Origin of the sequence: Chitinophaga ginsengisegetis, assembly GCF_900168065.1 — a bacterium.
Classification (GTDB): Bacteria; Bacteroidota; Bacteroidia; order Chitinophagales; family Chitinophagaceae; genus Chitinophaga; species Chitinophaga ginsengisegetis.
On the sequence record NZ_FUZZ01000001.1, the window covers coordinates 3,296,454 to 3,320,931 of the forward strand.

Below are 24,478 nucleotides of genomic sequence, written 5' to 3' on the forward strand. Positions count from 1 at the left end.
CCCCGGTACTCCCGGGGGATTTTAACTCTTAAACAATGAAAGCCTATATCATCATGGGATGGCTGTTGCTCATCACCTTTGCTTTTGATATACAATTAACACTGAAAAATATGAGTAAACTGGATTTAACAAAGGAATTTAAACAGTACTATACCGCTGCTTTAGTGCCTGAAGTGGTTACCATAGAAAAGGGACTGTTTGTAACTGTCATAGGTAAAGGTGATCCCAATGGTCCCCTGTTCGCTGAGGTAACTGCTGCCCTGTATGCAGTGGCATATGGCATTAAGTTCAGCAGCAAGCAAAAGGGCCGCGACTTTACCGTGAGCAAGCTGGAAGGCTTCTGGTGGGTAAATGGCGATTATGCAGATCCGCGGCAGGCGCCGCGTGATCAATGGAACTATGAACTGGCCATCAGGATGCCAGACTACATTACCCGTCAGCAATTTTCGGAAGCCGTGCTTGCTGCGGAGAAAAAGAAGAAGTCTGTTTTTATCAGGCAGGTGGATTTAAAACATATAGAAGAGGGACTGAGCGTACAGCTAATGCATATTGGTCCCTATAGTGAGGAGCCGGCATCGTTGAAAAAGATGGATGACTTCATGCAGCAGCAGGGATTGCGCATGAATGGGCGGCATCATGAAATTTATTTGTCTGACTTCCGGAAAACTGCGCCGGAAAAGCTGAAAACGATATTAAGACACCCGGTGAGTAAGTAGTTGATGAGGGGCGGAGCGCATCTTACCCAAAACAGTTAGTCGGTTAACCCCAGCTGTATAATGGCTTGTTGTGCGGCGATCTGGCTGGCATCTTTTTTATTGAAGGCTTTGCCGCTGCAGATGAGTTCCCCGTCTACCACAGCGCCTACGGTGAAGATGCGCCGGCCGTTGTCCATCTGTTCTTCGAGGAGTTCGAATTCCAGCGTTTTGCCATTTTTATTGGCCCAGCCGTATAATTTGTTTTTGTGGTTCATTTCCACGGTTTCCAGCAGTTCCATGTCTATATAAGGCATGATAATGCGTTTATGCACAAACTGTTGGGTTTTATTATAGCCGCGGTCGAGGTATACAGCACCTACGAGGGCTTCGAGGGTATTGCCGAATATCTGGCTTATTTTGAGAAAGCTGTTGTATTTGTCGTAGATGGTGAGCTTGCGCAAGCCCATCTTGATAGCGATATCGTTCAGTTGTTGCCGGTTAACGATCTTGGAGCGCATCTCTGTTAAATATCCTTCTGTTTTATAGGGATATTTTTTAAAGAGGTAGTCACCCACAATGGCGCCGAGAATAGCGTCACCGAGGTATTCCAGCCTTTCGTTGCTTTCCAGGAATTTTTCTTTACTGGAACGATGGCTCAGGGCCACTTCATAAAGGGCAAAGTTACCAGGCGGGAAGCCCAGCAGGTTGTGCAGCTCTTTATATAAGTGCCTTTTTTTGGAAACTAGTCGATATAAAAAACCTGGCAGTAAACTCACACAATCAAGATCAAGGAACAAATTTTTTGAAAATCACGGAAGCATTATGTCCGCCAAACCCAAAGGTGTTGGACAATGCAGCGTTTACTTCTCTCCTTTGTGCGATATTAAAAGTAAAATTCAGTTTCGGGTCTAACTGCGGGTCGTCAGTAAAGTGGTTGATCGTAGGAGGAACTATGCCATCGAGGATAGACATAATTACGGCTATGGATTCAACGGCGCCGGCAGCCCCGAGTAAGTGCCCTGTCATGGATTTTGTAGAGCTGATGTTCATTTTATAAGCATGCTCTTCAAAAACGCGCTGAATGGCTTTTACTTCGGCAATATCTCCCAACGGAGTGGAAGTACCGTGAACGTTGATGTAATCGATTTCGTTGGCCTGCATTTCGGCATCTGCCAAAGCGTTCCGCATTACATTTAAAGCGCCCAGTCCTTCCGGATGTGGAGCGGTGATGTGATATGCGTCTGCAGTAGCGCCGCCGCCGGCTAACTCTGCGTATATCCTGGCGCCTCTTTCCTGTGCGTGTTCTAACGACTCCAGTACCAGTGCGCCAGCTCCTTCACCCATTACAAAACCATCGCGGTCAAGATCAAAGGGTCTGGAAGCAGTTTTTGGGTCTTCATTCCTTTCTGACAGGGCCTTCATGGCGTTGAAGCCGCCAACACAAGGCTCATTGATCACATTTTCCGATCCGCCGGTAATCACCATATCGGTTTTGCCGTAACGGATGCTGTACATTGCCTCAATAATGGCATTGGTAGCAGATGCGCAGGCTGATACAACGGAAAAATTAGGCCCCCTGAAACCGTGACGGATAGAAATATACCCGGCCGCGATATCAAGAATAAGCCTCGGAATTAGAAAAGGACTGAAGCGGGGCGTACCATCCCCTGTATGGAAATCTCTCAGCTCGTGACTGAAATTGATCATACCTCCAACACCAGTGCCCCATATCACCCCAACACGATCAGCATTGATCTTGTCTTTATTGATATTGGCGTCCAGTATCGCCTGATCTGCGGCAATTACAGCCGTCTGTGTAAAGGGGTCCATTTTACGGGCCTCTTTTTTGTCCAGGTAGTTAGCAGGATCAAAATTTTTCAGTTCGCAAGCAAAACGGGTTTTGAACTTGGAAGCATCAAATTGCTTGATATAATCCGCGCCGGATACACCGTTCGTCAATCCGTGCCAAAAATCGGCTACAGTATTGCCGAGCGGTGTAAGAGCGCCTAAACCTGTAACGACAACTCGTCTTGGTTGCATTAAAACAATTCTGATTAGTAGGATTATTTTACATGTTCTTCCAGGTAAGCAACTGCCTGGCCAACAGTAGTAATAGTTTCAGCTTGTTCGTCAGGAATGGAGATGTTGAATTCTTTTTCGAATTCCATAATCAGTTCTACCGTATCCAAAGAGTCAGCGCCTAAGTCATTGGTGAAGCTGGCTTCAGGAGTTACCTCGGCTTCGTCAACGCCCAATTTGTCAATGATGATCTTTTTAACTCTTGATGCAATGTCTGACATAATTTTAAGTGTTTTTGGTTTAAAACTTGACTGCAAAAATATAATTTTTATTGAATTGCCAACAGATAGCCCGAATTTTAAGGACGCTCTAACCGGGTCAATCCTACCAAACCCAATACAGTAAACATATTCATAGCTTTGTTAATAAAAGAATTTATATATTTTTGATACTGGTTGGATTACAGATTTGCATATTTTACCACAAAAGTCGCCTTTTTCGGGACAATTACGCCATTCTCTGAAATCCAAAACATATAAATCTTAAAATATCTCCATTCAACCGGCTATTTAGCCACTTATCTAAAGCATTAACGCTATTTAACAGTTGCCCGGAGCATTCAGCCTCCTCAATGCGTAAATTTGTCCGGCTTGTGAGATAGTATCCCTTTAGGAGCCTGTTTCTCTGTTATGAATCAGTAGCAAAAAGTTAGAAAAACACATATAAAAAGATATGGCCATCACCAAAAAGACCGTTCGCACAATAGTTATATTGGCCGCAGCCGGTATCGTCATTTTCCTCGTTTATAAGAAAATAGCCGGCAACAAATCAGCCGGAGAGCCGGCTGCTGCCGCATCCGGTGCAAAAGGAGGCGCTTCCCGGCTACTGCTTACAGACGCCTGGATCGTTAAAACCTCCCGGCTCGATCAATCTATTGAAGCAAGCGGCACCTTGCAAAGCAATGAAGAAGTAGAGGTGAAACCGGAAATTAATGGCCGCATCATACACCTTTATTTTAAAGAAGGAACCACCGTAAGAAAAGGAGACCTCCTGGTTAAACTGTATGACGAAGACCTCAGAGCGCAGCTTCAGAAGCTTAAATTACAGCAACAACTGGCCAAAACAACCCTGGAACGCCAGGAAAACCTCCTTAAAATAAATGGTATCAGCCAGCAGGACGTAGATGTAACCCGCAACCAGGTGAGCGCCTACGGAGCTGATATGGAATATACCCAAACCCAGCTGCAGAAAACAGAACTACGCGCCCCCTTCAGCGGTAAACTCGGTTTACGTAACGTAAGTGAAGGCGCCATCGTGTCTTCCCTTACCATTATTACTACCCTCCAGCAGATAGATCCGCTGAAAATGGACTTCTCCGTGGCCGAGAAATACCGTAATGCCATTAAAAACGGCGATCAGGTGAACTTTTTGGTATCCGGTGATAATAAAGAATATAAAGGCAGCATTTATGCCATCGACCCTAAAATAGATCTTACCACCCGTACTGTAAAGCTCCGCGCTATCGTTCCTAATAATAACGGTATCCTCTTCCCCGGTTCTTTCGCCAAAGTAAAAATTCTGTTGAAAGACCTCCCGGATGCCATGCTGATACCGTCCCAGGCCGTTATTCCCGGTACCCGTGATAAAAAAGTAATTATCGCCGATAAAGGCCTGGCCAAGTTTGTAACAGTAGAAACAGGCATCAGAACCGAAAGCAGCGTACAAATCACCAGTGGCCTTCAACCTGGTGATACGGTTATTATCACTGGTATTCTCCAGCTGAAACCAGGCATGCAGTTGAAGTATAATAAGATACAATAATAGTTTTCCCAACGGCACCGTTCCCGGCAGCACCACTGCCAACAGGAAACCCGGCAGGAAAATCTGAAAATAATTATCATGAGTTTACCTTCATTATCTCTCAAACGCCCGGTATTTGCTATCGTGATGAATATCATTATCGTGATATTCGGCCTGGTGGGCTTTACTTTTCTGGGGGTAAGGGATTTCCCGGCGATCGATCCGCCTATCGTGAACGTGCGCACCTCCTACGCAGGCGCCAACTCCGATATCATCGAAACACAGATCACCGAACCATTGGAAAAACAAATCAATGGTATCGCAGGGATCAAAAATATTTCCTCCAGCAGCAGCCAGGGAAGCAGCAACATCACCGTGGAATTTGAACTGGGGCAAGACCTCGAAGGCGCTACCAACGACGTGCGTGATAAAGTATCACAGGCGTTGCGCCAGCTGCCACCCGATATTGATGCCCCTCCCGTTGTATCCAAGCAGGACGCCAACTCCGACCCCATCATTTCCATGACAGTGCAGAGCAACACCCGCAACCAGCTGGAAGTAACGGAATACGCCTCCAACGTACTCCTGGAAAAACTGCAAACCATTCCCGGCGTTAGCGCCATACAGATATGGGGAGAAAAAAAATACGCCATGCGTATCTGGATGGACCCCGCCAGGTTATCGTCTTACAGTCTTACCCCCGGCGATGTACAGGCCGCCCTGTTACGCGAAAACGTGGAACTGCCCTCCGGTAAAATTGCCGGTAACGCCACCGACTTTACCGTGCGTACCTTCGGACGGCTGGTATCTGAAGACGATTTCAACGGCCTGATCATCAAAAATGTAAACGGCAGCGAAATACGTATCCGTGACATCGGCCAGGCAGTGCTGGGACCCGAAAATGAAGAAACCGTACTGAAAGAATCAGGCAGCCCGATGATTGCACTCGCCCTCATCCCGCAGCCCGGTTCCAACTACGTAGCCATCGCAGAAGAGTTCTATAAAAGATTTGAACAACTGAAAAAAGATATCCCGGAAGATTACTCCGTGAATATTGCAATGGATAACACCCGCTTCATCACACAATCCATCGATGAAGTAGAGGAAACCCTGATAGTAGCACTGGTACTCGTAATTATTATTGTATACCTGTTCTTCCGCGACTGGCTCATGGCGCTCCGTCCGCTGATAGACATCCCGGTATCTTTAATCGGCGCCTTCTTTATTATGTACGCCTGCGGCTTTACCATTAATATCCTCACCCTGCTGGCTATTGTACTGGCCACCGGCCTCGTGGTGGATGATGGTATTGTGGTAACGGAAAATATTTATAAGAAGATAGAACAGGGGATACCCCGTATGAGGGCGGCCCGCGAAGGATCTGAAGAAATATTCTTCGCTGTAATCGCTACGTCGATCACACTGGCCTTTGTATTCTTACCGATCATCTTCCTCCAGGGATTCGTGGGACAACTGTTCCGTGAGTTTGGTATTGTGGTGGCCGGCGCAGTAATCATCTCTGCCTTTGTATCACTCACGTTAACGCCTGTACTAAACGTTAAACTCGGACGTAAAACACATACCCACTCCTGGTTCTATACCAAAACAGAACCTTTCTTCCGGTGGATGGAAGATGGTTATAAACGCTCACTGGAATCGTTTATGCGTTTCCGTTGGGTAGCCGGGCTAATCATTACCGGCTGCCTGGTAATGATTTACTTCCTCTTTAAAACGCTCCAGTCGGAACTGGCGCCACTGGAAGACCGCAGCACTTTCCGCCTGTCTATTACCACACCGGAAGGAACCGCGTTCGACTACATGGACAATTACGTGGATAAGCTTACCAAGTTCATGATGGATTCCATTCCTGAAAAGAAGATCATCCTCAGCGTAACCTCTCCCGGCTTCAGTGGCTCCGGTGCAGTAAACACCGCCTTTGCCAACGTGATGCTCACGGATCCGCATGATCGTACCCGCTCGCAGAAGGATATTGTGAATATGGTAAACCGGAGTATGAACAAATTTCCGGAGGGTAAAGTATTTGCCATTGAATCCCAAACAATCCAGGTGGGCCGCCGCGCCGGGTTACCCGTATCTTTTGTGCTGGAGCACATCAACTTTGACAGTCTTACTAAGGTATTGCCTAAGTTTATGGAAGAAGTAGGCAACAGCCCCGTATTCCAGGGAACGGATGTGGATCTGAAATTCAATAAACCGGAACTGCGCATACATATCAACCGCGACAAAGCAACACAACTCGGCGTTTCGGTACAGGATATTTCTTCCACCTTACAGCTGGCATTGAGTAACCTTCGTTATGGTTACTTTATCAGGAATGGTAAACAATACCAGGTAATGGGACAGGTGTTCCGCGCCGACCGTGACGACCCGATGGATCTGCAAAACCTTTATGTACGCAACTCACGCGGTGAAGCCATACAGCTCGATAACGTGGTAAGTATTGAAGAAGAAACCAGTCCGCCGATCATTTACCACTTTAACCGTTATAAGTCCGCCACCGTATCTGCCGGACTGGCGCCGGGCAGAACCATCGGCGATGGCATCAATGAAATGTACCGGATCTATAATAAACTGCAAAAGGAAACCGTGCTGAATGAATCGTTTAACACGGCTTTGTCCGGCTCTTCCCGCGACTATGCAGAAAGCGGCTCCAATACTATGTTTGCGTTAGGACTGGCACTGGTACTCATTTACCTGGTACTGGCCGCACAGTTTGAAAGCTGGGTAGATCCGCTGATCATCATGTTAACAGTGCCGCTGGCATTTGCAGGAGCATTATTGTCGTTATGGTTATTTAATCAAACCTGGAATATCTTTTCGCAGATCGGTGTAATTATGCTGATAGGATTGGTAACGAAGAATGGTATCCTGATCGTGGAATTTGCCAACCATCAGCGTGATACCGGGATGGCAAAAGCTGACGCTGTAATCCATGCGTCGTCGATGCGTTTGCGTCCTATCCTGATGACGAGTCTTGCCATGGCGCTGGGCGCGTTACCTATTGCGATGTCGCTCGGTGCAGCCGCCACCAGCCGTATTCCGCTGGGGATCGTTATTGTGGGTGGAATCATCTTCTCCCTGGTGTTAACTTTATTTGTAATCCCGGCGATGTATACTTTCCTGTCGCGCAGAGGCAAAAACAATAATACCGACGAGGAAGATGAAATGGAAAATGATGAGGAAGCACAGGTAGCAGCAGCACATGCCTGATTATAACAGATTTGAATGATCACGATTATGCTATTTATGATGAAAAATATAAAGAAGTGTTTTTTCTTACTCCTTTTAATGGTAAGCACAGGTGCGTTAAAAGCACAGCAACAGGTACTTACCCTTGAACAGGCGATAGACGTGGCGCTGAAAAACAACTTCGATATCCGTTTAGCCAGAAATACAGCAGAGTTATCTGCTAACGACTACGCCTATGCGAATTTCGCATTTGTACCCCGCCTGAATGCCACAGCAGGGACTACCTGGAATAGTACTGCCACCAAACAGGAGTTTGTGAACGGCACCAAACGCGATACCAGCGGCATTAAGGGCAACAATCTCACCGGCAACGTAACCCTTAGCTGGACATTGTTTGACGGTTTAAAAATGTTCGCCACCCGCAATAAAATAGCATCTATCCGCGACCTCGGCGAGCTGGCTATAAAAGACCAGGTGCAGAATTCTATCTCCACTATCATCGGCGGATACTATAACATTGTACAACAAAAGCAACAGTTGAAAGCCCTCGCAGAGCAGATGTCCATCTCCGAAGAACGGGTAAAATTATCTGACGCCAAATTCAGTACAGGGCTTGCGCCTAAAACAGATCTCCTGCAATCAAAAGTTGACCTGAATGCGCAGAAGGCATTATATATCCGCCAGCAAACGCTGATAGAGCAAAGCAAGTCGTTACTAAATCAGTTAATGGCAGTTCCCGCCGGCGCTACCGGTTACGACGTGGTAGATTCTATTCCGTTAAACAGTGGTCTTTCTTTTGCGGTGCTGCAACAAAATATTGCCAACAACAATACCGCTATTAAAGTACAGCAACAGAACGTAAATGTTTCTGCACTTACGGTGAAGGAACGTAAAGCAGATTATTTCCCGGTAATATCCTTCAATTCAGGATATAATTATAACCGGAATACCTCCAATGCAGCGTCCAATGCTTTCAGTCCGCGGTTCAGCCGGAATGCGGTTTTTAACTACGGCTTTACTGCTGCTATTCCTATCTTCAATGGATTTAATGTAAAAAGACAGGTGCAAAATGCGCGGATAGACTTTGATTTCCAGAATATCACACTGGATAACGTAAAATCCCAGGTAGACCTCTCATTGAACAACGCATTCAAAGATTACGAATACTATAAAAAACAGGTATCGCTGGAAGAAGAAACAAACGATCTTGCGAGGGAAAATGCGATGGTAGCGTTAGAGCGTTTCAAACAGGGCGTATCCACTATCCTTGAAGTAAAAATAGCGCAACAAAGCCTGGAAGATTCCTATTACCGGCTTATACAGGCACGTTATAATACCAAACTTGCTGAAACGGAACTGGGCCGTTTGAATGGCGCATTGTTGCAATAATCTACTTTTTTTATATCTGAAGCGGATAAGTCAGGGAGATGTATCCCGCTTATCCGCTTCTTTTTTTAATCCTATCGCCAACTGTACGGGCATGAACAACCATTTGTATCATTAACGAACATATTTAATAATAGACAATATAAAAAATATTACCACTCAAAGTCAATCTATCCGGCATGGTTTTGCAAACATCTCTTGCGGATTATAAAACAGGATACACATGTTACGTTATGTTATGCTCACTTTAAGTGGTATTATCGGCTTCGCCCACATATGCGCAGCACAGGAATTACAGGCGGTAAACCGCACTGTAAGCGGTGACGCTGTTATTCATTTGAATGAAGCGCCTGGCGCAGGAATAGCCTGGATTAAAAATAAACAATTTGCCAATGGCACTATTGAGTTTGATGTGAAAGGAAAAAATGTTTTACAGCAAAGTTTTGTAGGCATTGCTTTCCACGGCGTAAACGATTCTACTTATGACGCTATTTATTTCAGGCCCTTTAACTTCCAGGTTCCGGAAGCCGGCAGGAGAAGTCATGCTGTACAATATATTTCGCTTCCTGCAAACGACTGGCCGTTTTTAAGAGAACAATATCCCGGAAAATATGAGCACGAAGTAAACCCGTCTACAGATCCCAACAAATGGTTTCATGTAAAAATAGTAGTAACGGATACTGAGGCAACTGCCTATCTGAACGGCGACAGATGCTTAACAGTTACATTACTCAGCAAGCAAAAAAACGGGATGATAGGGTACTGGGTTGGCAATAACTCCGGCGGCGACTGGAAGAATCTAACAATAAACTAAGACTGTTGATTGATAAGTTAGAAGTCAGGGCTTTGAGAACGCGGGTTCTTAAAGCCTTTTTATTTGAGGGTTTATATCTCAATTACATAGAAAAGTGCGCAGCTTGGTTTCCACATAAATTCCTTCTGAAAAAGTGTCTACGGGATATACTACTTCCATCTCTGTATAAGCATCCCGGGGTATACAAAGATGAAAGATATTAAGTCTTATCAGCAGTTCACGGGCAGCTTCAGCGTCCCGGCTTACCAACTCCCGCTGCTCCTTTAAGATCTGTTTCATTTCTAAATAATCTTTCTCAGTCATATAGCAAATTTAAAATTCAAATTTGTTGTATATAATCAGCATTATTATCTTTTAATAAAAACGCATGCGGCCATTGTACTTCTCTTACAGGATTAAAATATCCCTTGATGCAATTTGGATTACGAATACAAATCTGAATATGATTCTTATCCCTAAACCCGGCATTAGGATATAATTCATCCCCTTCTACAAAAACACTTCTGACAGAATCATACGGCAGCAAGCTTTTCATTTCTCTATCAGCGTGCAAATTTTCAATTACTGCACAATCCAGGTTTCTTAGCAATAAATCCCTTGATCCCGTTGCATATTTATTTACCGGCAGCATTCTGCCACTCTGCGCTGCTGCTTCAGATAGTGTTTTGTAAGAATCATACAAAAGTCTCAAACAAGTTGTATCCAGCAGATCAAGACAGAATTTCAAATCAATCACGGCTCCCAATACCGCCGGTGACCGGATCACTTTATTTCCCGGAGGATTGCATGCGTAGTCGTATGCGCGTTCATAATTATTCTCCCAGAAATAGCATCCACTTCCCAGCCAATCGTATGGCTTACTGCTGGGACTCATTTTAATACTTCCTGTCACCAATGCGTCTCTTACTTTTTCTTCACAACCGTGAAAACCAAGCACCAATCCGGGTCGTGTTGCGTGAATCATTTCCATGATAGATTAACATGAACAATAAATCATAGAACAAGATTACACTGAATGATTAGATCAGCTTAATCCTGCTCCCTGCAACATACATTTACTACGGATGGAACACCTATTGTTGTGAAAGTATCGCCGGATAACAAACCAGCTAACAACATAAAAGAAAACATCAGTCCACAATTTATTTCTTTTCAGATAAAAATAAACACAGTCAAAAAAATATTTTTACTTTCTTTCAAAAAGAAAAATACAATGAGACACAATATTGATAAGCATTATATCACAATGACATAAAATTTTAACTATTAAAAACGCGATGATTGAAATAATTTTTAGGTAGGAATCTTAATTATTTTTTCATCAATTAAAATTAATTACATAATTTAGTTTTCACGTTTGTTATCAGCTAATAACTTCAAGTTAACTCCTCACCAAAACATATCCTCAACTCTTTCAATTCACTTAGTCATGGCATTGTATACCACAACAACCATATCAATTGGCGAACAACAATTCAGTCAGTTTCAGTTTTTACACCTGAAACAATACATGAGGCAACATCATGAATTTGAGATAGGCATAGGATACGAGTGGCTATCTCAGTATGGATCAAATGCTGTTGCAGCGGGCAGATCATTACTGGGAAAGGAAATCAGCATATGCATCCGGCCCGTTGAAGTGGATGGAACGTTTAGCCCGTTGTTATTTAACGGGATCATTACCGGCATCAATGCAGGAAAAGAAAATAATGGTAATGCAGGTAGTTGTATACTTCATGGCAACAGTCCCACAATACTACTTTCCGGTAGTCCACATATACAATCTTATGAGCAGCTGGCCTTATCATCCATTGTAAACACCGTTATAAAAAATTGTTACCCCTTTGCCCTGCCTCCACAGGTGAACCCCGCTTTTACACAACCGCTGAAGTATATTGTACAATACAAAGAAACAGGATTTGATTTTCTCCACCGGCTTTCCCAACGCTATGGAGAACACTTCTTTTATAACGGGCAGCAAATTTTCTTTGGTCAGTATAGTCCACAAAGAGAGAATCTGGTGCATCAGAAAGACCTGATCGATTTTCAGCTGGAATACAAAATTATACCCATCCATCAAACGTTTCAAGCGTATGAGTACAGGTTACATAGGATCCTGGAAGAAGACAGTCGTGAGATAGCTTTCAGCAACATCAACCACCACTCGCATCACGTACAATCATTAAGCGAAAAACTGTATCCGTATAAAAACAGTTATAAAGTTCCATATGTATTTGGCAACAATGCTGCTGCAGAACTTTCTACACTTACACGCCATTTTTACAAAGGACGAATAGCCGGTCTGGTTTCCATAAAAGGCAGTAGCCGGAATACCGGTTTGCGTATAGGAGATATAGTTAGTATACAGGAAGATCTATCTAACCGGGAAGATTATGGTGAATTTGTGCTCACGATGCTGGAACACCACTGCAACGGAAACGGCGACTATTACAATACGTTCGAAGGCATTCCTGCTGATATAACGGCACCCGTTATGAACCTGGAGAACATTCCCCGTTGCGAAGCCCAAAGCGCCATTGTAACCGATAACCATGATCCCAAAGGACTTGGGCGTGTCCGGGTAAAATTTGTCTGGCAGCAGGGAAGCTCACCCTGGATCAGGCTTCATCAGCCACATGGTGGCGCCAACAAAGGGTTCTATTTTATTCCTGAAATAAATGAAGAGGTATGGGTGGATTTCGAAGGCGGCAATCCAGAAGCACCTTACGTTACCGGTTGCGCCTATAATGGGAAAGCAGCTCCCGGACTCGGAGATCCGATGAATAATATCAAAGCGATTAAAACCCGTAGTGGTCACATGATTCGCCTCGACGATACAGATGGCGATGAAAATATTATCATCACCGATAAAGGCGGCAATACCATCACGATGGATACCAGGAGCCAGAACATTTCGCTTTCAGCACCGGAAAAAATAAATATAACCGCCAAAAATATCCGCATTAATGCTATTGAAAATGTCAGTATCAATGCCGGAAATAACATCAACCACTCTGCCGGCATGGACATACTTCAACAAGCCGGCAACTGTCTCTATCAATATACGGTGAACGATTATCACCTGACAGCAACCAATATCACCAAGATAGCCCTGGAAAATATAAATGTGCAAGCACGGGAAATAGATAAGCATGCAGAAGAAATAAACATCGACAGCTCAAAAGAAAATATGCAGATCAGTTCAGGAAAATCTGTCAATATAAAAAGTACAGAGAAGTCAAAATTATTCTAAAACACCAACACATGCGTAATAACCCCGCAGGATGCGTGCTGATCACCTGCAAAAAATACATAGAAACCGGAAAAAGTATCCGCTGGCATAGTTCCGGAGATCTGTTTCTTCATTCCGGTAAATCTGTAGTCATCAATGGCAAACAGAAAGGTATAAAATTTCATAAAGCCGCCGTCAGTCATAATCCTGAAAAATAAAACTGTATTAAAAAGATGGCAGACCAACACTTTGTAGTACAGGGAGCTTTATGCAAATGTAGTTTTGGAAGTACTCCCGCTAAAATACAGGTTCCCACAGGCGCCGAATACATGAATGATGCAAGCGGGAATTCCAAACCGGTTGCCGGCTCCAACGAAACAGGAAATCCGTTTATACCCGGTACATTTGGTGCATGCGCACTAACGCGCAAGCCCTGCATTCCCAACATTACCCAATGGCGGAACGTATTGCCCGGCATTACACTTTCCAATGGTGGAAAAATACTAACGGAAAACAGTACCGCTGTCTGTGCTGTATCAGGAAGTTCTTCTGTTTGCATTATCCATCACGGACAAACAGCTTTCGTTACTCATCACAGTACTTCTGAAAGTCAATCTAATGCTATACAGGCACTAAATCCGTTAGCTGCCACCCGGCCGAAGCGCAGGAAATTTCCTGCCGTACGTGCAATTACTTTATATATTGAGACGCGCAACCCTCCGGCGGATTTTAATAGTGAGCAGGAGGGTAACGTTCCCGTCAGGATCAATGAGTCTTTATTATTTGAGGTTGAAAGCTACTATAATTGTAGCTCTCCGGACGAATCAGCGGTACAATGGAAGATATTCAATCATCACGATTATAGCAGCAGCATTGCATCATTCGAATCATCCGGTTCCCGGTTGCCATTCTCATTTAGTGCCAGCGGCAATTACCGGGTACTGGCCTTCGGAAAGGAGCAAACAGATAGCAGCGCTTACATAGATATACATGTGGATAACAACACACTTAAAGAGGAATTCATTATTAATGGAACGTCTCATAAATCCGGCCGTCTGCAGAGTGGGATTCCGGTTTGTGCAGAAGCAGTATACAAGATAACTCCTCCAACCGAAGCAGAAAGAGCGCAGGTGTCTATGCGGGTAACCGATAATAGTAAAAACACAATTGCCATATCTGATAGTGACAAAATCTGGTTCACACCCACCAATGCCTCTGCCACTTATATTGTTTCCGCCACCATGTACAGTGAGATACATTCACAGGTAGTCAGCAAAGAAATCCAAACCCAAAACAACGGTGCCATATCGGTGATCAACCGGGCCTCAGTACATGTAGTGAGGCCCCGTACAAACATGCATTTTCAGGTATCAGAAATGGTGCGTACCATACCACCGCCTGTACCTGTAACGGCTATCCGATGGCTCCTAAACGGCAGTCCCATAGGCACAGGGCCGGCCATCACAGTCAATGGCGACATTCATCTTATTGTTCCCGGAAAGTATACGATAGAAGTATCCGTGAGCACTGCGGAAAAAGAGGGTATTGGTAATCAACATGCCGCCTGGCACTTTGAAGTAAAAAACAATGAAATATTAAAGATACTCGTCCAGAATGGGAGTACGAACTGGATTATCGGAAAGTATTATACCCTTTCTGCGCAAACACTAATGGAGTATGATGAAACATTGGATGGGCCTGTTCTCTGGAATCCTTATGGAGCTCATACCAATACAGTATCAGATGCCTTTGCTTCACAGGAGGGCGGATTCATTATCAGTGCGCGCTTGGGTAATTCTCAAAAAACGCTCCCGGTAAATGCAGTAAAAGCAAAGATTATCCGCTGGTGTTTTACGGATGAACAATTAATTTATAAATCGTACGCAGGTTGGCGGGAGGTAGTGCGGGCAGTTATCAGCAGTCGGGAAGCGGCAAACGAAAACATACCCCTTCATCTGTTACAGATAAATCCGGCGAATTGCATTCATCATGTAAAGGATCTTGGAATAGTGACTTTCAATGCCGAAGGGCAGGTACAACTCGATATCAGCACAAAAATCCTGAAGCCACTGTTAACTAACACCGGTTTTGAATGGGATACATTCCGCCTGTTGTTTGCAATACCTATATCAACCAACTGCATCCGGTTTGCTGATATGAAAACGATTACCTGCGACGGAACTCAATATTGGGTACCGCAAATGCAAAGCAATAAGCGTATACAGGAAAAAGGAACGTACCTGGAACTCAATATAAAACGGCGTGTAGTAGCTGTACACTTTTATGACCAGCAGCATCATCCTGCTTATAAAGTTTATAAGTACGGCCAGCAGTTCAGCATGCACGTACAAACTACCAATCTTACAGGAGAAGAATTAATTTTTGAGATATGGGAAAACAAATATCAGGCAAAGGATAAATACTGCCTCAGTGGTAAACTTTATATAAATGAATATGGAACAGCAGACGCAGAGATAGATTCAAACCGGCTTTCAGCCGGAAGCATATTGGAAGATAGCTTTCTCCGTTGCTTCTATGTAGTGATAAAGTCTCCTTCAGATAAGTACTTCTATCCACATGAAATATCAGATAAAAATATCCTGACCCCGGACAATATCAGTTACTATCAGCATATAAAACTATCAAACTGGTTTGATAAACTGCTCAACAGGCACTCCAGGGAAAATGCTCCCGTAGTACTGGGAGAGCAACCGGAAACAAATGAGCCTGACATCCAATGCCCGGCATGTAATGAGATGGTTACTACTGAACAACTGGCTAAAATATTCACCCGCGCAGCCATGCCAGTATTACAGGTGGCAGCTGCCACCTACAACAGGTTTATGGAGCAAACCGGGATGAACACTTGTTGGAATAAGGCGCACTTTTTTGCACAGGTGGCCATTGAAAGTGGCGGATCTCTGAATATCAAAGAAGGAGAAAGCTTCAACTGGTATTGGGAAGACCTGGATAAAAATTTCCCACCTTTCAGAACAGCAGCAGGTAAAATAAAGGCGAAAGCATGGGGCAGAGCAGTAAGAAAACCGGCTCATCCCGGCGTAACAAAGGAAAACCAACAACATATTGCTGATTATGTATACGGCCCCGATTCCATAAAGGGAAAAACGTTAGGCAATATACAAAAAGGAGATGGATGGAAGTTCCGCGGACGGGGACTTATCCAGCTTACCGGCCGGGCAGCTTATGCTTACGCAAACAATTTTACGCAGAAAGAAAAGGCTGATATCCTTCTCCATCCGGACCTGGTGGCTACGGATATAAAAATAGCCGTACTCTCTTCAATGGCTTTCTGGAAGTGGAAAGGACTGCATCTCGCTGCTAACGGTAATACAGAAGTAACCACCAAAATAAGCAGGGTGGTGGGATTGGATGCAGTTTCAAATGGTAAAAGCTCACATGCAGAAAAGAAGCATTTTTTTGACACAAATTCATCCGTTTTATTCGGGGTAAACAACTGCCGGCATAGGAAAATATCCAGCGGTGCGTTGAACAGGTACATTGTTAAAATAGATTCTTTCAGTTACACAATGGTAGAACAAAATGCCACTTCCCATCAATATAAGTACGACCTGTACAACGCCGGTACGCTTGTTAAAACATTCCTGTTGCACAAAAATAGAAACGGCCTGCTGCCATTCCCGGAAACTGGGCCCAACTGGGGAAGATACGGCACCAGAGACGGGGGCGATGATAATTACATAGCGCCTGGTATTGCTGCAGCTTTATTTGGTTTTTTCTATTCATTGCCGGGAAACGGCTATAAGGACAAGCTTTATTTTAATGATATCTCTGCCGGGGATAAAAGGAATATAGGACATAAGGGACATATAAATGGTAATGATATTGACATCAGGTATCCTGGGAGTTCAAACAGGAAAGGAGCGGTATTATGGACGGAGGCTAAGCAGGCATATGGTAGTGAAAGAGAGTTTTTGAAAGTGTTGGAGAACATACTTAAAATAGCCGGGAGATGGGGATTTAAAAAGAATTACGCGTATAAGACAGGAATTAAAAACACCACAGGCATGTCTACAGATATTCACAAAAATCATTTTCACATAGGTCTCCGATAATCAACACAATTTATATGAGAAACACATTCATACTGTCAATAACTATTATGGCATACTTAACAAGCTGTCAAATGCAAAACAAAGCTGCATCAACTCCGCCGATAAAAGACAGTATTCTCACAGGAAAGGTATATGATATGAATATAGAGGAAATAAAAAAACAGATGCATTTGCAATCCCGTATAGAAGCATCAGAGGATAATAGCTACCCCATCTACAATTACACAATACACGATGTAGAGATAGCCTTACCTATTATCGCTGAGGGATTAAAAGAAAAAGGGTTCATTCAACTGGAACAACCTGTATTTGAGGAGAAGATAAAAACAATATTCGGAAATATATTTCACGGAAATAATCATAAAGTAAAACTGAGAACGAAGTTCAATACCATTTTCGTTGATTCAACATCCACAAATGAGGATGAGTTTGACTATACAATAGAGAATGTTTTCGTTTCCAAAGAATATAAGTTTATTACCTATGTACCCTTAATTGGAGATTTTGTTGAATTCACGGATAGCAATCATTATAAAATAGAAATCAATCCTCCTTTAATCGCGCGCAACAAATACCTCTTCAACAATAGCCAATCAGATCTCGCTTACCTTCTCGCTGAAGATACACTCTTCCTCAAAACGCTGGTCAAATCATTTGGCTATACCAAAGAAGAAAAAATAAACACGCTGGCAATGAACGACTACCTCGATCTTGATAACAATCATATGCCAACAGTAGGAGAGATCATCTTTGTAAAAAACGCAGAAGGCGTATTAGAAATAAAGCAGGAACTACTACAATGGGTTTCGGATCATACCCACGCAAATGATAATACATTGCTTCAGGCGCTGGCGCAATACGCCTATTCTTTATACAACAACAGCAGCAACAACATCTTCACCAATAATCCCTTCGAAATATTTTCGCTGGAGGAAAAAAGAAAAATTGCGGCTTATATCGCCAATATCTATGAACCGCTTCATCACAGGCTTGCTCCTCAAAATCCCGGGATGTGGCCGGTTTCAACGGTGCTGGAAAATATACTTAACGAGGATAAGGGTCTGGCTGATTTTCTCAAACAGCATCGCTATTTTTCATTGCCTGCGTTAAAACAGGAACTGGAACCGGCCGATTAAATACATTACTTCCTAACTACTACGCCGGGGAATTATCCCCGGCGTAGCTATCATTTAAGGTTCTTTCTTTTCTATCTTCTGTTTCTGATACTCTTCAAACGATTGTTTTATATAAAGTAACAGATCATAATCGGAAGCTGAATTTAAAAACTGGTATCCCGGTCTGTATTTATACATAAACGAATCCAGTTCCGGACTCTGTAGCTTAGTCATTCTTCCTACAAGCTCAGGAGAGTAGCGATAATCAATGAATTTTTCTTTCTCCCAGTAAAGCAGCTGTTCATGAAACTGTTCTTTTCTTTTACGCACTTTACTCGGCACTAGATAACTTAAAGCCGTAATAGGGTTTGCCGGTAAGGTTTTAAGTACATCCATAGCACCCGGCTTACGGTAGTCAAAGTAGCGCCCATATTCATCCCGCAGCGCCATAGAGTCGTTGCGGTAGTTCTTACCACGTATATTTACACCCTGCAGTTCAAATAACCGCTTCTGCATATACACGTCCTGGGAAGATGACATTCCCGGAACAAGCATCATTTTCGGCGTATAGCTCAACATGGAAAATTCAAGGGTATCCCCCGGCATGGCTTCAATATAAAAACGGCCACTTTCATTACTTAATGTGCCCGTCATGGTCCTCTTGTTAACAATAGAAACAAAAGGTAATCCCGTTTTGGAATCCTGATCCGCCACCATACCGGACAAACGCACCTGTGCGAAGGTTTCCTGCATGCTAATGAAAAAGAAAAAAAACAGTGCTCCGATATATGCTGTAATACGAATCATGAATATACTAATCCTTCAAATTTAATGTTCCACCCGCAAATGAAAAGTTAAAAAACAGGGGAAATGTAAGTGCTCAACGGCAAAATTATTAATTATCAACATTATAAATATCCCCCTAATCACTTATTTTTACGGTTATCAGTCATTTATCTTGTAAAAGTCATGCCACAGAAAATCATCTTTGCTACCCAACATTATCAGTATCTAAAAGACCGGATCCTGGCAATTACAGGCTCCACCTGGGAAAATGGGGAATTAGACATACGTGATTTTCCCGATGGGGAACATTATCACCGCATTTTGAGTAATGTCAGCAACAAAGAAGTGATTTTGCTAGGCGGCACCATCGACGATAAAGAAACACTGGAATTATATGATCTGGCCAGTGGCTGTATCCAACTCGGAGCTTACTCCCTGACTATCATCATCCCTTTCTTCGGATATTCTACGATGGAACGCGCCGTGAAATATGGCGAAATTGTAAAGGCTAAAACACGCGCTGTATTGTTTTCATCTTTACCGAATACCTCCCGTGGCAACAGGATCGTGATGATTGACCTGCATGTGGATGGCATTACCTGGTATTTTGAAAACGACGTTCGCCCGGTACACTTATATGCCAAGGAATTTGTTATGAATACCGCGATGGAACTCGCGGCCGGAAAGCCTTTTGTACTGGCCAGCACAGATGCCGGCAGGGCTAAGTGGGTAGAATCCCTCGCCAACGACCTGCATGTACCGGCGGCTTTCGCCTTCAAACGCCGCCTCTCCGGCGATGAAACCGCCATTACCGCTATCAGTGCTGACGTAAAAGACAAAACAGTGATCATCTATGATGATATGATCCGCACCGGTGGATCTCTTATCCACGCTGCACAATCTTATCGTGATGCAGGTGCCGCAAATATCTTCGTTATCACCACCCACGGCATCTTTGCGGGAAATGGTTTCGAAAAAATCAAACAATCCGGGCTCATTAAAAAGGTAGTCTGCACCGATACCCATCCCAATGCCATCACCATCAACGACGATATGTTGCTCGTAAAATCAGTCGATCAGCTGATCGTCAATTATTTCCAGTCGCAACACTCCTGATCATCCTGTTGGCAGGCTATTTGTCACCCAGACACTTGTGAACCATGTAGCGGTAATTCCTGCAAATCGAAATGGCAGAACAGGCCATCTGCAAATCTGATAAATAATTATGCTTGATTTTCGTATAATCGAATACGGTAGTTGTGACTACCACACTATGACAGACCTTCGTAACGAGGTGCTTCGAAAGCCGCTGGGGCTCACATTTTCAGCCGAACAATTACAGAAAGAAATCAATGATATCTTCATTGCTGGCTTTACACAAAAGGATGATCGCGAAATACTCGCCGGTTGTTGTATTCTTACTCCTGTCAGTGAAAACACGGTACAGTTAAGACAAATGGCGGTATCACCCAATTTGCAGGGAAAAGGTATCGGCAGAGAAATTGTAATATTCGCAGAACAATACGCACGTAGCAACGGCTTTGATGAATTAACCATGCACGCCCGGAAAGAAGCCACTGGATTCTATCAGAAACTGGGATATAAAATCTGTGGAGAAGAATTTACAGAGGTGGGCATTCCGCACTACGAAATGAGGAAAAACCTGAATTAATTATTTTTTTGCTTCTGCAACCCATTGTAGAAGGCGTTTTGATTGTATTGTTATATTGATGGATAACCAATATAACAATAGACAGCATAGGAATCCTGTCAAAAAATTTTGTAACCAAATCTTTCATAATACGATGAGAAGCCATGTACTAGCCTGGTCGGGGCTGTGCTATGCCTTTTTCTGCTATACCTCCAGCAGCGCATACGCAAAACCCGAAGGGTATCTCACAGCAAAACAGCTGCAAGCTGATACCACTGTTCCGGTAGTGATTAAACCCGCTGCTGCTGATACCAGTGTTAAACCTAAACAGGATACCACGGTTCCTGTAGTTATCAAGCCCGCCACCGATTCCACTGTTAAACCCAAACAGGATACTTCCAAACCGGTAACTGATACTACCAAAACCGCTGTAGCTAAACCGAAAGAGGATACCGCACTCATCCTTCCTCCGGATTCTGCTACTGCAAAAAGTGAAGTAGGAAAATTCCAGCTTACAGGATCAGTGAAAGATGATAAAGGAACTCCTATCCCCGGCGCCATCATCCGGAACAAAACATCTAAACTAAATGCACAGGCAGACCCAACTGGTGAATACACCATCAAAGCAGCCATACGTGATACCATACTCGTCACAGCTCCTACCTTCGGTGAACAGTCTATCCCAGTAGAAAAAAGAGGTGAACTCAATGTTACACTGGTTCCCTCCAGTGCTACTAAAAAAGTATTGGGAGAAGTAGTTGTTACAGCGCTCGGCATTAAAAAGAATCCCCGCTCTGTAGGCTACGCCATACAGGAAGTAAGCGGCAATGCTGTACAGGAAGCAAAAGAAGTAAATTTTGTAAACGCCCTCACAGGAAAAGTTCCCGGTGTGCAAATCAGCTCAAACACAGGATCCATGGGCGGCGCCAGCAAAATCACCATTCGTGGTGTAAAATCAATCCTGGGTGATAACAATGCCTTCTTTGTGCTGGATGGTGTACCCATGATAAACAACGTAACAAACGATCCCGGTCAGCAAAACGGCGGTGGTGGTTACGACTACGGTAGCCCCATGCAGGATATCAACCCGGAAGACATCGAAAATATTTCCGTCCTGAAAGGTGCAGCCGCAACTGCCCTCTACGGAAGCCGCGGTGCTAACGGCGTTCTTCAGATAACTACCAAAAAACGCCCGGACACAGAAAGAGGAATCGGCGTTACTTATAGTCTTAATGCTCAGATAGACCAGGTAGCTGTACTGCCCAATTATCAGAACACATACGGTGGCGGTAGTGCAGGAAAATTTGATACCCTGTATTACAACCAGCATCCGGAAGGCTTCCTGAATGAACAGGCAGCTACTTACGATGATAACAATGGCAAAGGACGCTACGACCTCATGCCGCAATACGCAGTGGATGAATCATGGGGCCCAAAACTGAACGGCCAGATCGTTCGCCCTTACTGGTCATGGGATAAAGAAAAAAACAATCCATACTTCGGTCAAACCGATACCTGGTCACCACATCCAAATAACGTAAAAGACTTTTATAAAACAGGTTTTACACTCACCAACAATATTTCAATGGCAGGCAGCGACGATAAAGGAAGCTTCCGCTTGTCATATGGAAACATGGATCAAACCTTTGTACTCCCCAATGCCACCAACAAAAGAAATAATCTCTCTTTCAACGGTAGCTATGAATTAACAAAGGGAGTAAGGGCTGTAGCTTCCATGAACTACACCTCCTTAAAGGTAAAAGGCCGTCCGGGTACCGGCTTTACCGGCCCCAATCCTACATTGCAGTTTACCATGTATGGTCAGCGTCAGCTGGATATAGAAAAGGAGAAAAGGTATAAATACGATGATGGCTCCCAAATTACCTGGAACCGCCGGGCATGGGACAATCCAAATATCTCCTCCAGCAACGGACCATACTGGAACCGTTATATGGATTATGAAACAGATAGCCGCAACAGGCTCTTTGGATCTGCAGGACTGGATATAGACGCCACCAAATGGCTCTCCTTCTCCGGCCGCGTGTTTATGGATGATTATAGCACACTTGAAGAAGAAAGAACAGCAAAAGATTATGCGATAGGCGGATATATCAAACGCGTGAGAAGCAACCGCGAAATGAACTACCAGTTAACAGCAGATATCAAAAAAGATTTCGGTACAGATTTCCAGCTGAATGCAACAGTGGGTGGAAACGTGATGCATCGTAAATGGACCGTTACCGGTGGAAGCACCGTAGGCGGATTGATTACTAAAGATGTATACAACCTGCTCAACTCCGCACAACCGGCACAGGCCATAGATCAGTACTACGAAAAACAGATCAACTCCGTTTTTGCTACTGCCAACCTGGGCTACAAAAACCTGCTGTTCCTCGACCTCACTGGTCGCAGCGACTGGTCCTCTACACTGGTAAAAGGCAATAACCAATACTTCTATCCATCTGCTTCCCTTTCTTTTGTTTTCTCAGACCTGCTGAAAGAATGGAAATGGCTGTCATTTGGTAAATTAAGAGGTAGCCTCGCCGCAGTAGGTAATGATGCAGACCCATACCGGATCTATAACACATACGACTTCATTCCTCCTTTCGGCAGCAACCCGGTTATTCAGTTCTCTCCAACATTATACAATGAAGACCTGAAGCCGGAACGTACTACAGAAGTGGAAACAGGCGTGGAATTAAAATTCCTGGACAATCGTATCGGTGTTGATTTCACCTACTACAGACGCGTTACCAAGGATCAGATCATTACGCTGGCATTGCCCACAGCAACCGGCTTTACCGGCGCCTACGTAAACGGTGGTAGTGTGGAAAATAAAGGTATTGAAATAGGTCTGAACCTGAACCCCATCCGTCTGAAAAATGGCTTCCGCTGGGATATCAGTGCCAACATTGCCCGCAACCGGAACAAGGTACTGAACCTGGATATTGCACAGTATAACACCTCGCTGGACTTCCTGACTATCGGCACCGACCGCCGTACCCAGAAGGTATCCGTAGTAGGTCAGGTAGGAGAACCACTGGGAACCATTCGTGGTACCGACTATACTTATCTTAACGGCCAGAAAGTTGTAGATGCGCTCGGACGTTATGTACCCAGCGAAATCAAACCTATCGGTAACGCCTATCCCGACTATGTAGGCGGTGTTACCAACACCTTCTCTTATAAAGGTATTTATCTGTCGGCACTGGTTGACTTTCAACACGGCGGCGATTTCTTCTCCTACACTAACCTGTACGGAAACAAATCCGGTCTGCTGGAAACTACCGTAGAAAATGGCATTCGTGAAAATGGTATCATCGTTCCTGGTGTTACTGCAGATGGTCATGCCAATACCACAAAAATCAGCGCACAGGATCACTTCAACTACAACGGTGGAAATGTGATCAGTAAAGCTAACCTGTATGATGCCAGCTACATCTACCTGAGAGAAGCCAAAATTGGTTATAACCTGCCGGAATCATGGTATAAGAAGATAGGAGCCCAGGCGGCCCGCCTGTCTCTCTACGGCCGTAATCTGTGGCTGATCAAATCCAACGCGCCGAATGTAGATCCATCCAATATCCTCAATTCCGCTTCCAATGTGCAGGGAATTGAAGGTGGTGCGCTGCCATCACTCCGGTCTTATGGATTAAACCTGAATGTATCATTCTAA

18 protein-coding genes are annotated in these 24,478 nt (G+C 44.1%); 12 read left to right on the forward strand and 6 right to left on the reverse strand.

The genetic code is table 11. The features are described 5' to 3' along the window. Window positions 1-35 precede the first annotated feature (35 nt). Complete coding sequence (locus B5Z18_RS13100; protein WP_235015918.1) at window positions 36-716, forward strand: GyrI-like domain-containing protein; 681 nt, start codon at window positions 36-38, stop codon at window positions 714-716. A 35-nt stretch (window positions 717-751) separates the two neighbouring features. On the opposite strand, the gene rnc is transcribed toward B5Z18_RS13100, so the two are convergent. Genes rnc through B5Z18_RS13115 form a run of 3 tightly spaced genes read right to left on the reverse strand, consistent with a single transcriptional unit; the run spans window position 752 to window position 2,995 of the window. Continuing rightward, the gene (rnc, locus tag B5Z18_RS13105; protein WP_079469778.1) at window positions 752-1,471 is read right to left on the reverse strand and encodes a ribonuclease III; all 720 of its coding nucleotides are present in this window, start codon (window positions 1,469-1,471) and stop codon (window positions 752-754) included. Window positions 1,472-1,481: 10 nt separating this feature from the next. Then, window positions 1,482-2,735 carry a beta-ketoacyl-ACP synthase II gene (gene fabF, locus B5Z18_RS13110; protein ID WP_079469779.1) on the reverse strand — a complete coding sequence of 418 codons (1,254 nt, stop codon included), beginning with the start codon at window positions 2,733-2,735 and terminating at the stop codon, window positions 1,482-1,484. Window positions 2,736-2,758: 23 nt separating this feature from the next. Further along, window positions 2,759-2,995 carry an acyl carrier protein gene (locus B5Z18_RS13115; RefSeq protein WP_012788038.1) on the reverse strand — a complete coding sequence of 79 codons (237 nt, stop codon included), beginning with the start codon at window positions 2,993-2,995 and terminating at the stop codon, window positions 2,759-2,761. Between the two features lie 451 nt (window positions 2,996-3,446). Between B5Z18_RS13115 and B5Z18_RS13120 the strand changes: the two genes are divergently transcribed. The 4 genes from B5Z18_RS13120 to B5Z18_RS13135 all read left to right on the forward strand — a co-directional run bounded on the left by B5Z18_RS13120 (window position 3,447) and on the right by B5Z18_RS13135 (window position 9,924). After that, entirely contained in the window at window positions 3,447-4,535 is a 1,089-nt protein-coding gene (locus B5Z18_RS13120; RefSeq protein ID WP_079469780.1) for an efflux RND transporter periplasmic adaptor subunit, read from the forward strand. A gap of 78 nt (window positions 4,536-4,613) precedes the next feature. Beyond that, window positions 4,614-7,745, forward strand: coding sequence for an efflux RND transporter permease subunit (locus B5Z18_RS13125; protein WP_079469781.1), 3,132 nt, complete (start codon window positions 4,614-4,616; stop codon window positions 7,743-7,745). A 78-nt stretch (window positions 7,746-7,823) separates the two neighbouring features. Continuing rightward, window positions 7,824-9,113: a TolC family protein gene (locus B5Z18_RS13130; protein ID WP_159454289.1), complete on the forward strand. Its 1,290-nt coding sequence runs from the start codon at window positions 7,824-7,826 to the stop codon at window positions 9,111-9,113. Window positions 9,114-9,333: 220 nt separating this feature from the next. Then, complete coding sequence (locus tag B5Z18_RS13135) at window positions 9,334-9,924, forward strand: 3-keto-alpha-glucoside-1,2-lyase-like domain-containing protein (protein WP_079469783.1); 591 nt, start codon at window positions 9,334-9,336, stop codon at window positions 9,922-9,924. Between the two features lie 78 nt (window positions 9,925-10,002). Here the strand turns inward: B5Z18_RS13135 and B5Z18_RS13140 are convergent, their stop codons facing one another. Together B5Z18_RS13140 and B5Z18_RS13145 are read right to left on the reverse strand one after the other, a co-directional pair. Next, window positions 10,003-10,203 carry a hypothetical protein gene (locus B5Z18_RS13140; RefSeq protein ID WP_235015919.1) on the reverse strand — a complete coding sequence of 67 codons (201 nt, stop codon included), beginning with the start codon at window positions 10,201-10,203 and terminating at the stop codon, window positions 10,003-10,005. Window positions 10,204-10,243: 40 nt separating this feature from the next. Continuing rightward, window positions 10,244-10,888, reverse strand: a complete 645-nt coding sequence (locus B5Z18_RS13145; RefSeq protein WP_079470078.1) for a hypothetical protein — start codon at window positions 10,886-10,888, stop codon at window positions 10,244-10,246. 465 nt (window positions 10,889-11,353) lie between these two features. On the opposite strand from B5Z18_RS13145, the gene B5Z18_RS13150 reads away from it, so the two are divergent. The 4 genes from B5Z18_RS13150 to B5Z18_RS13165 are packed head-to-tail and all read left to right on the forward strand — an operon-like array spanning window position 11,354 to window position 18,386. Then, the gene (locus B5Z18_RS13150) at window positions 11,354-13,177 is read left to right on the forward strand and encodes a type VI secretion system Vgr family protein (protein WP_079469785.1); all 1,824 of its coding nucleotides are present in this window, start codon (window positions 11,354-11,356) and stop codon (window positions 13,175-13,177) included. An 11-nt stretch (window positions 13,178-13,188) separates the two neighbouring features. Continuing rightward, window positions 13,189-13,374 carry a hypothetical protein gene (locus B5Z18_RS32285; RefSeq protein ID WP_143313564.1) on the forward strand — a complete coding sequence of 62 codons (186 nt, stop codon included), beginning with the start codon at window positions 13,189-13,191 and terminating at the stop codon, window positions 13,372-13,374. 15 nt (window positions 13,375-13,389) lie between these two features. Continuing rightward, window positions 13,390-17,250, forward strand: coding sequence for a PAAR-like protein (locus B5Z18_RS13160; protein WP_079469787.1), 3,861 nt, complete (start codon window positions 13,390-13,392; stop codon window positions 17,248-17,250). Between the two features lie 14 nt (window positions 17,251-17,264). Continuing rightward, entirely contained in the window at window positions 17,265-18,386 is a 1,122-nt protein-coding gene (locus B5Z18_RS13165) for a hypothetical protein (protein ID WP_143313565.1), read from the forward strand. Between the two features lie 54 nt (window positions 18,387-18,440). On the opposite strand, the gene B5Z18_RS13170 is transcribed toward B5Z18_RS13165, so the two are convergent. After that, on the reverse strand, window positions 18,441-19,118 hold the full coding sequence (locus B5Z18_RS13170) for a carboxypeptidase-like regulatory domain-containing protein (RefSeq protein ID WP_159454290.1): 678 nt from the start codon (window positions 19,116-19,118) through the stop codon (window positions 18,441-18,443). 216 nt (window positions 19,119-19,334) lie between these two features. On the opposite strand from B5Z18_RS13170, the gene prs reads away from it, so the two are divergent. The 3 genes from prs (at window position 19,335) to B5Z18_RS13185 (ending at window position 24,478) form a co-directional block, all read left to right on the forward strand. Continuing rightward, the gene (gene prs, locus B5Z18_RS13175) at window positions 19,335-20,267 is read left to right on the forward strand and encodes a ribose-phosphate diphosphokinase (RefSeq protein ID WP_079469790.1); all 933 of its coding nucleotides are present in this window, start codon (window positions 19,335-19,337) and stop codon (window positions 20,265-20,267) included. A gap of 157 nt (window positions 20,268-20,424) precedes the next feature. Continuing rightward, on the forward strand, window positions 20,425-20,823 hold the full coding sequence (locus B5Z18_RS13180; protein WP_235015920.1) for a GNAT family N-acetyltransferase: 399 nt from the start codon (window positions 20,425-20,427) through the stop codon (window positions 20,821-20,823). A gap of 133 nt (window positions 20,824-20,956) precedes the next feature. Beyond that, entirely contained in the window at window positions 20,957-24,478 is a 3,522-nt protein-coding gene (locus tag B5Z18_RS13185; RefSeq protein ID WP_159454291.1) for a SusC/RagA family TonB-linked outer membrane protein, read from the forward strand.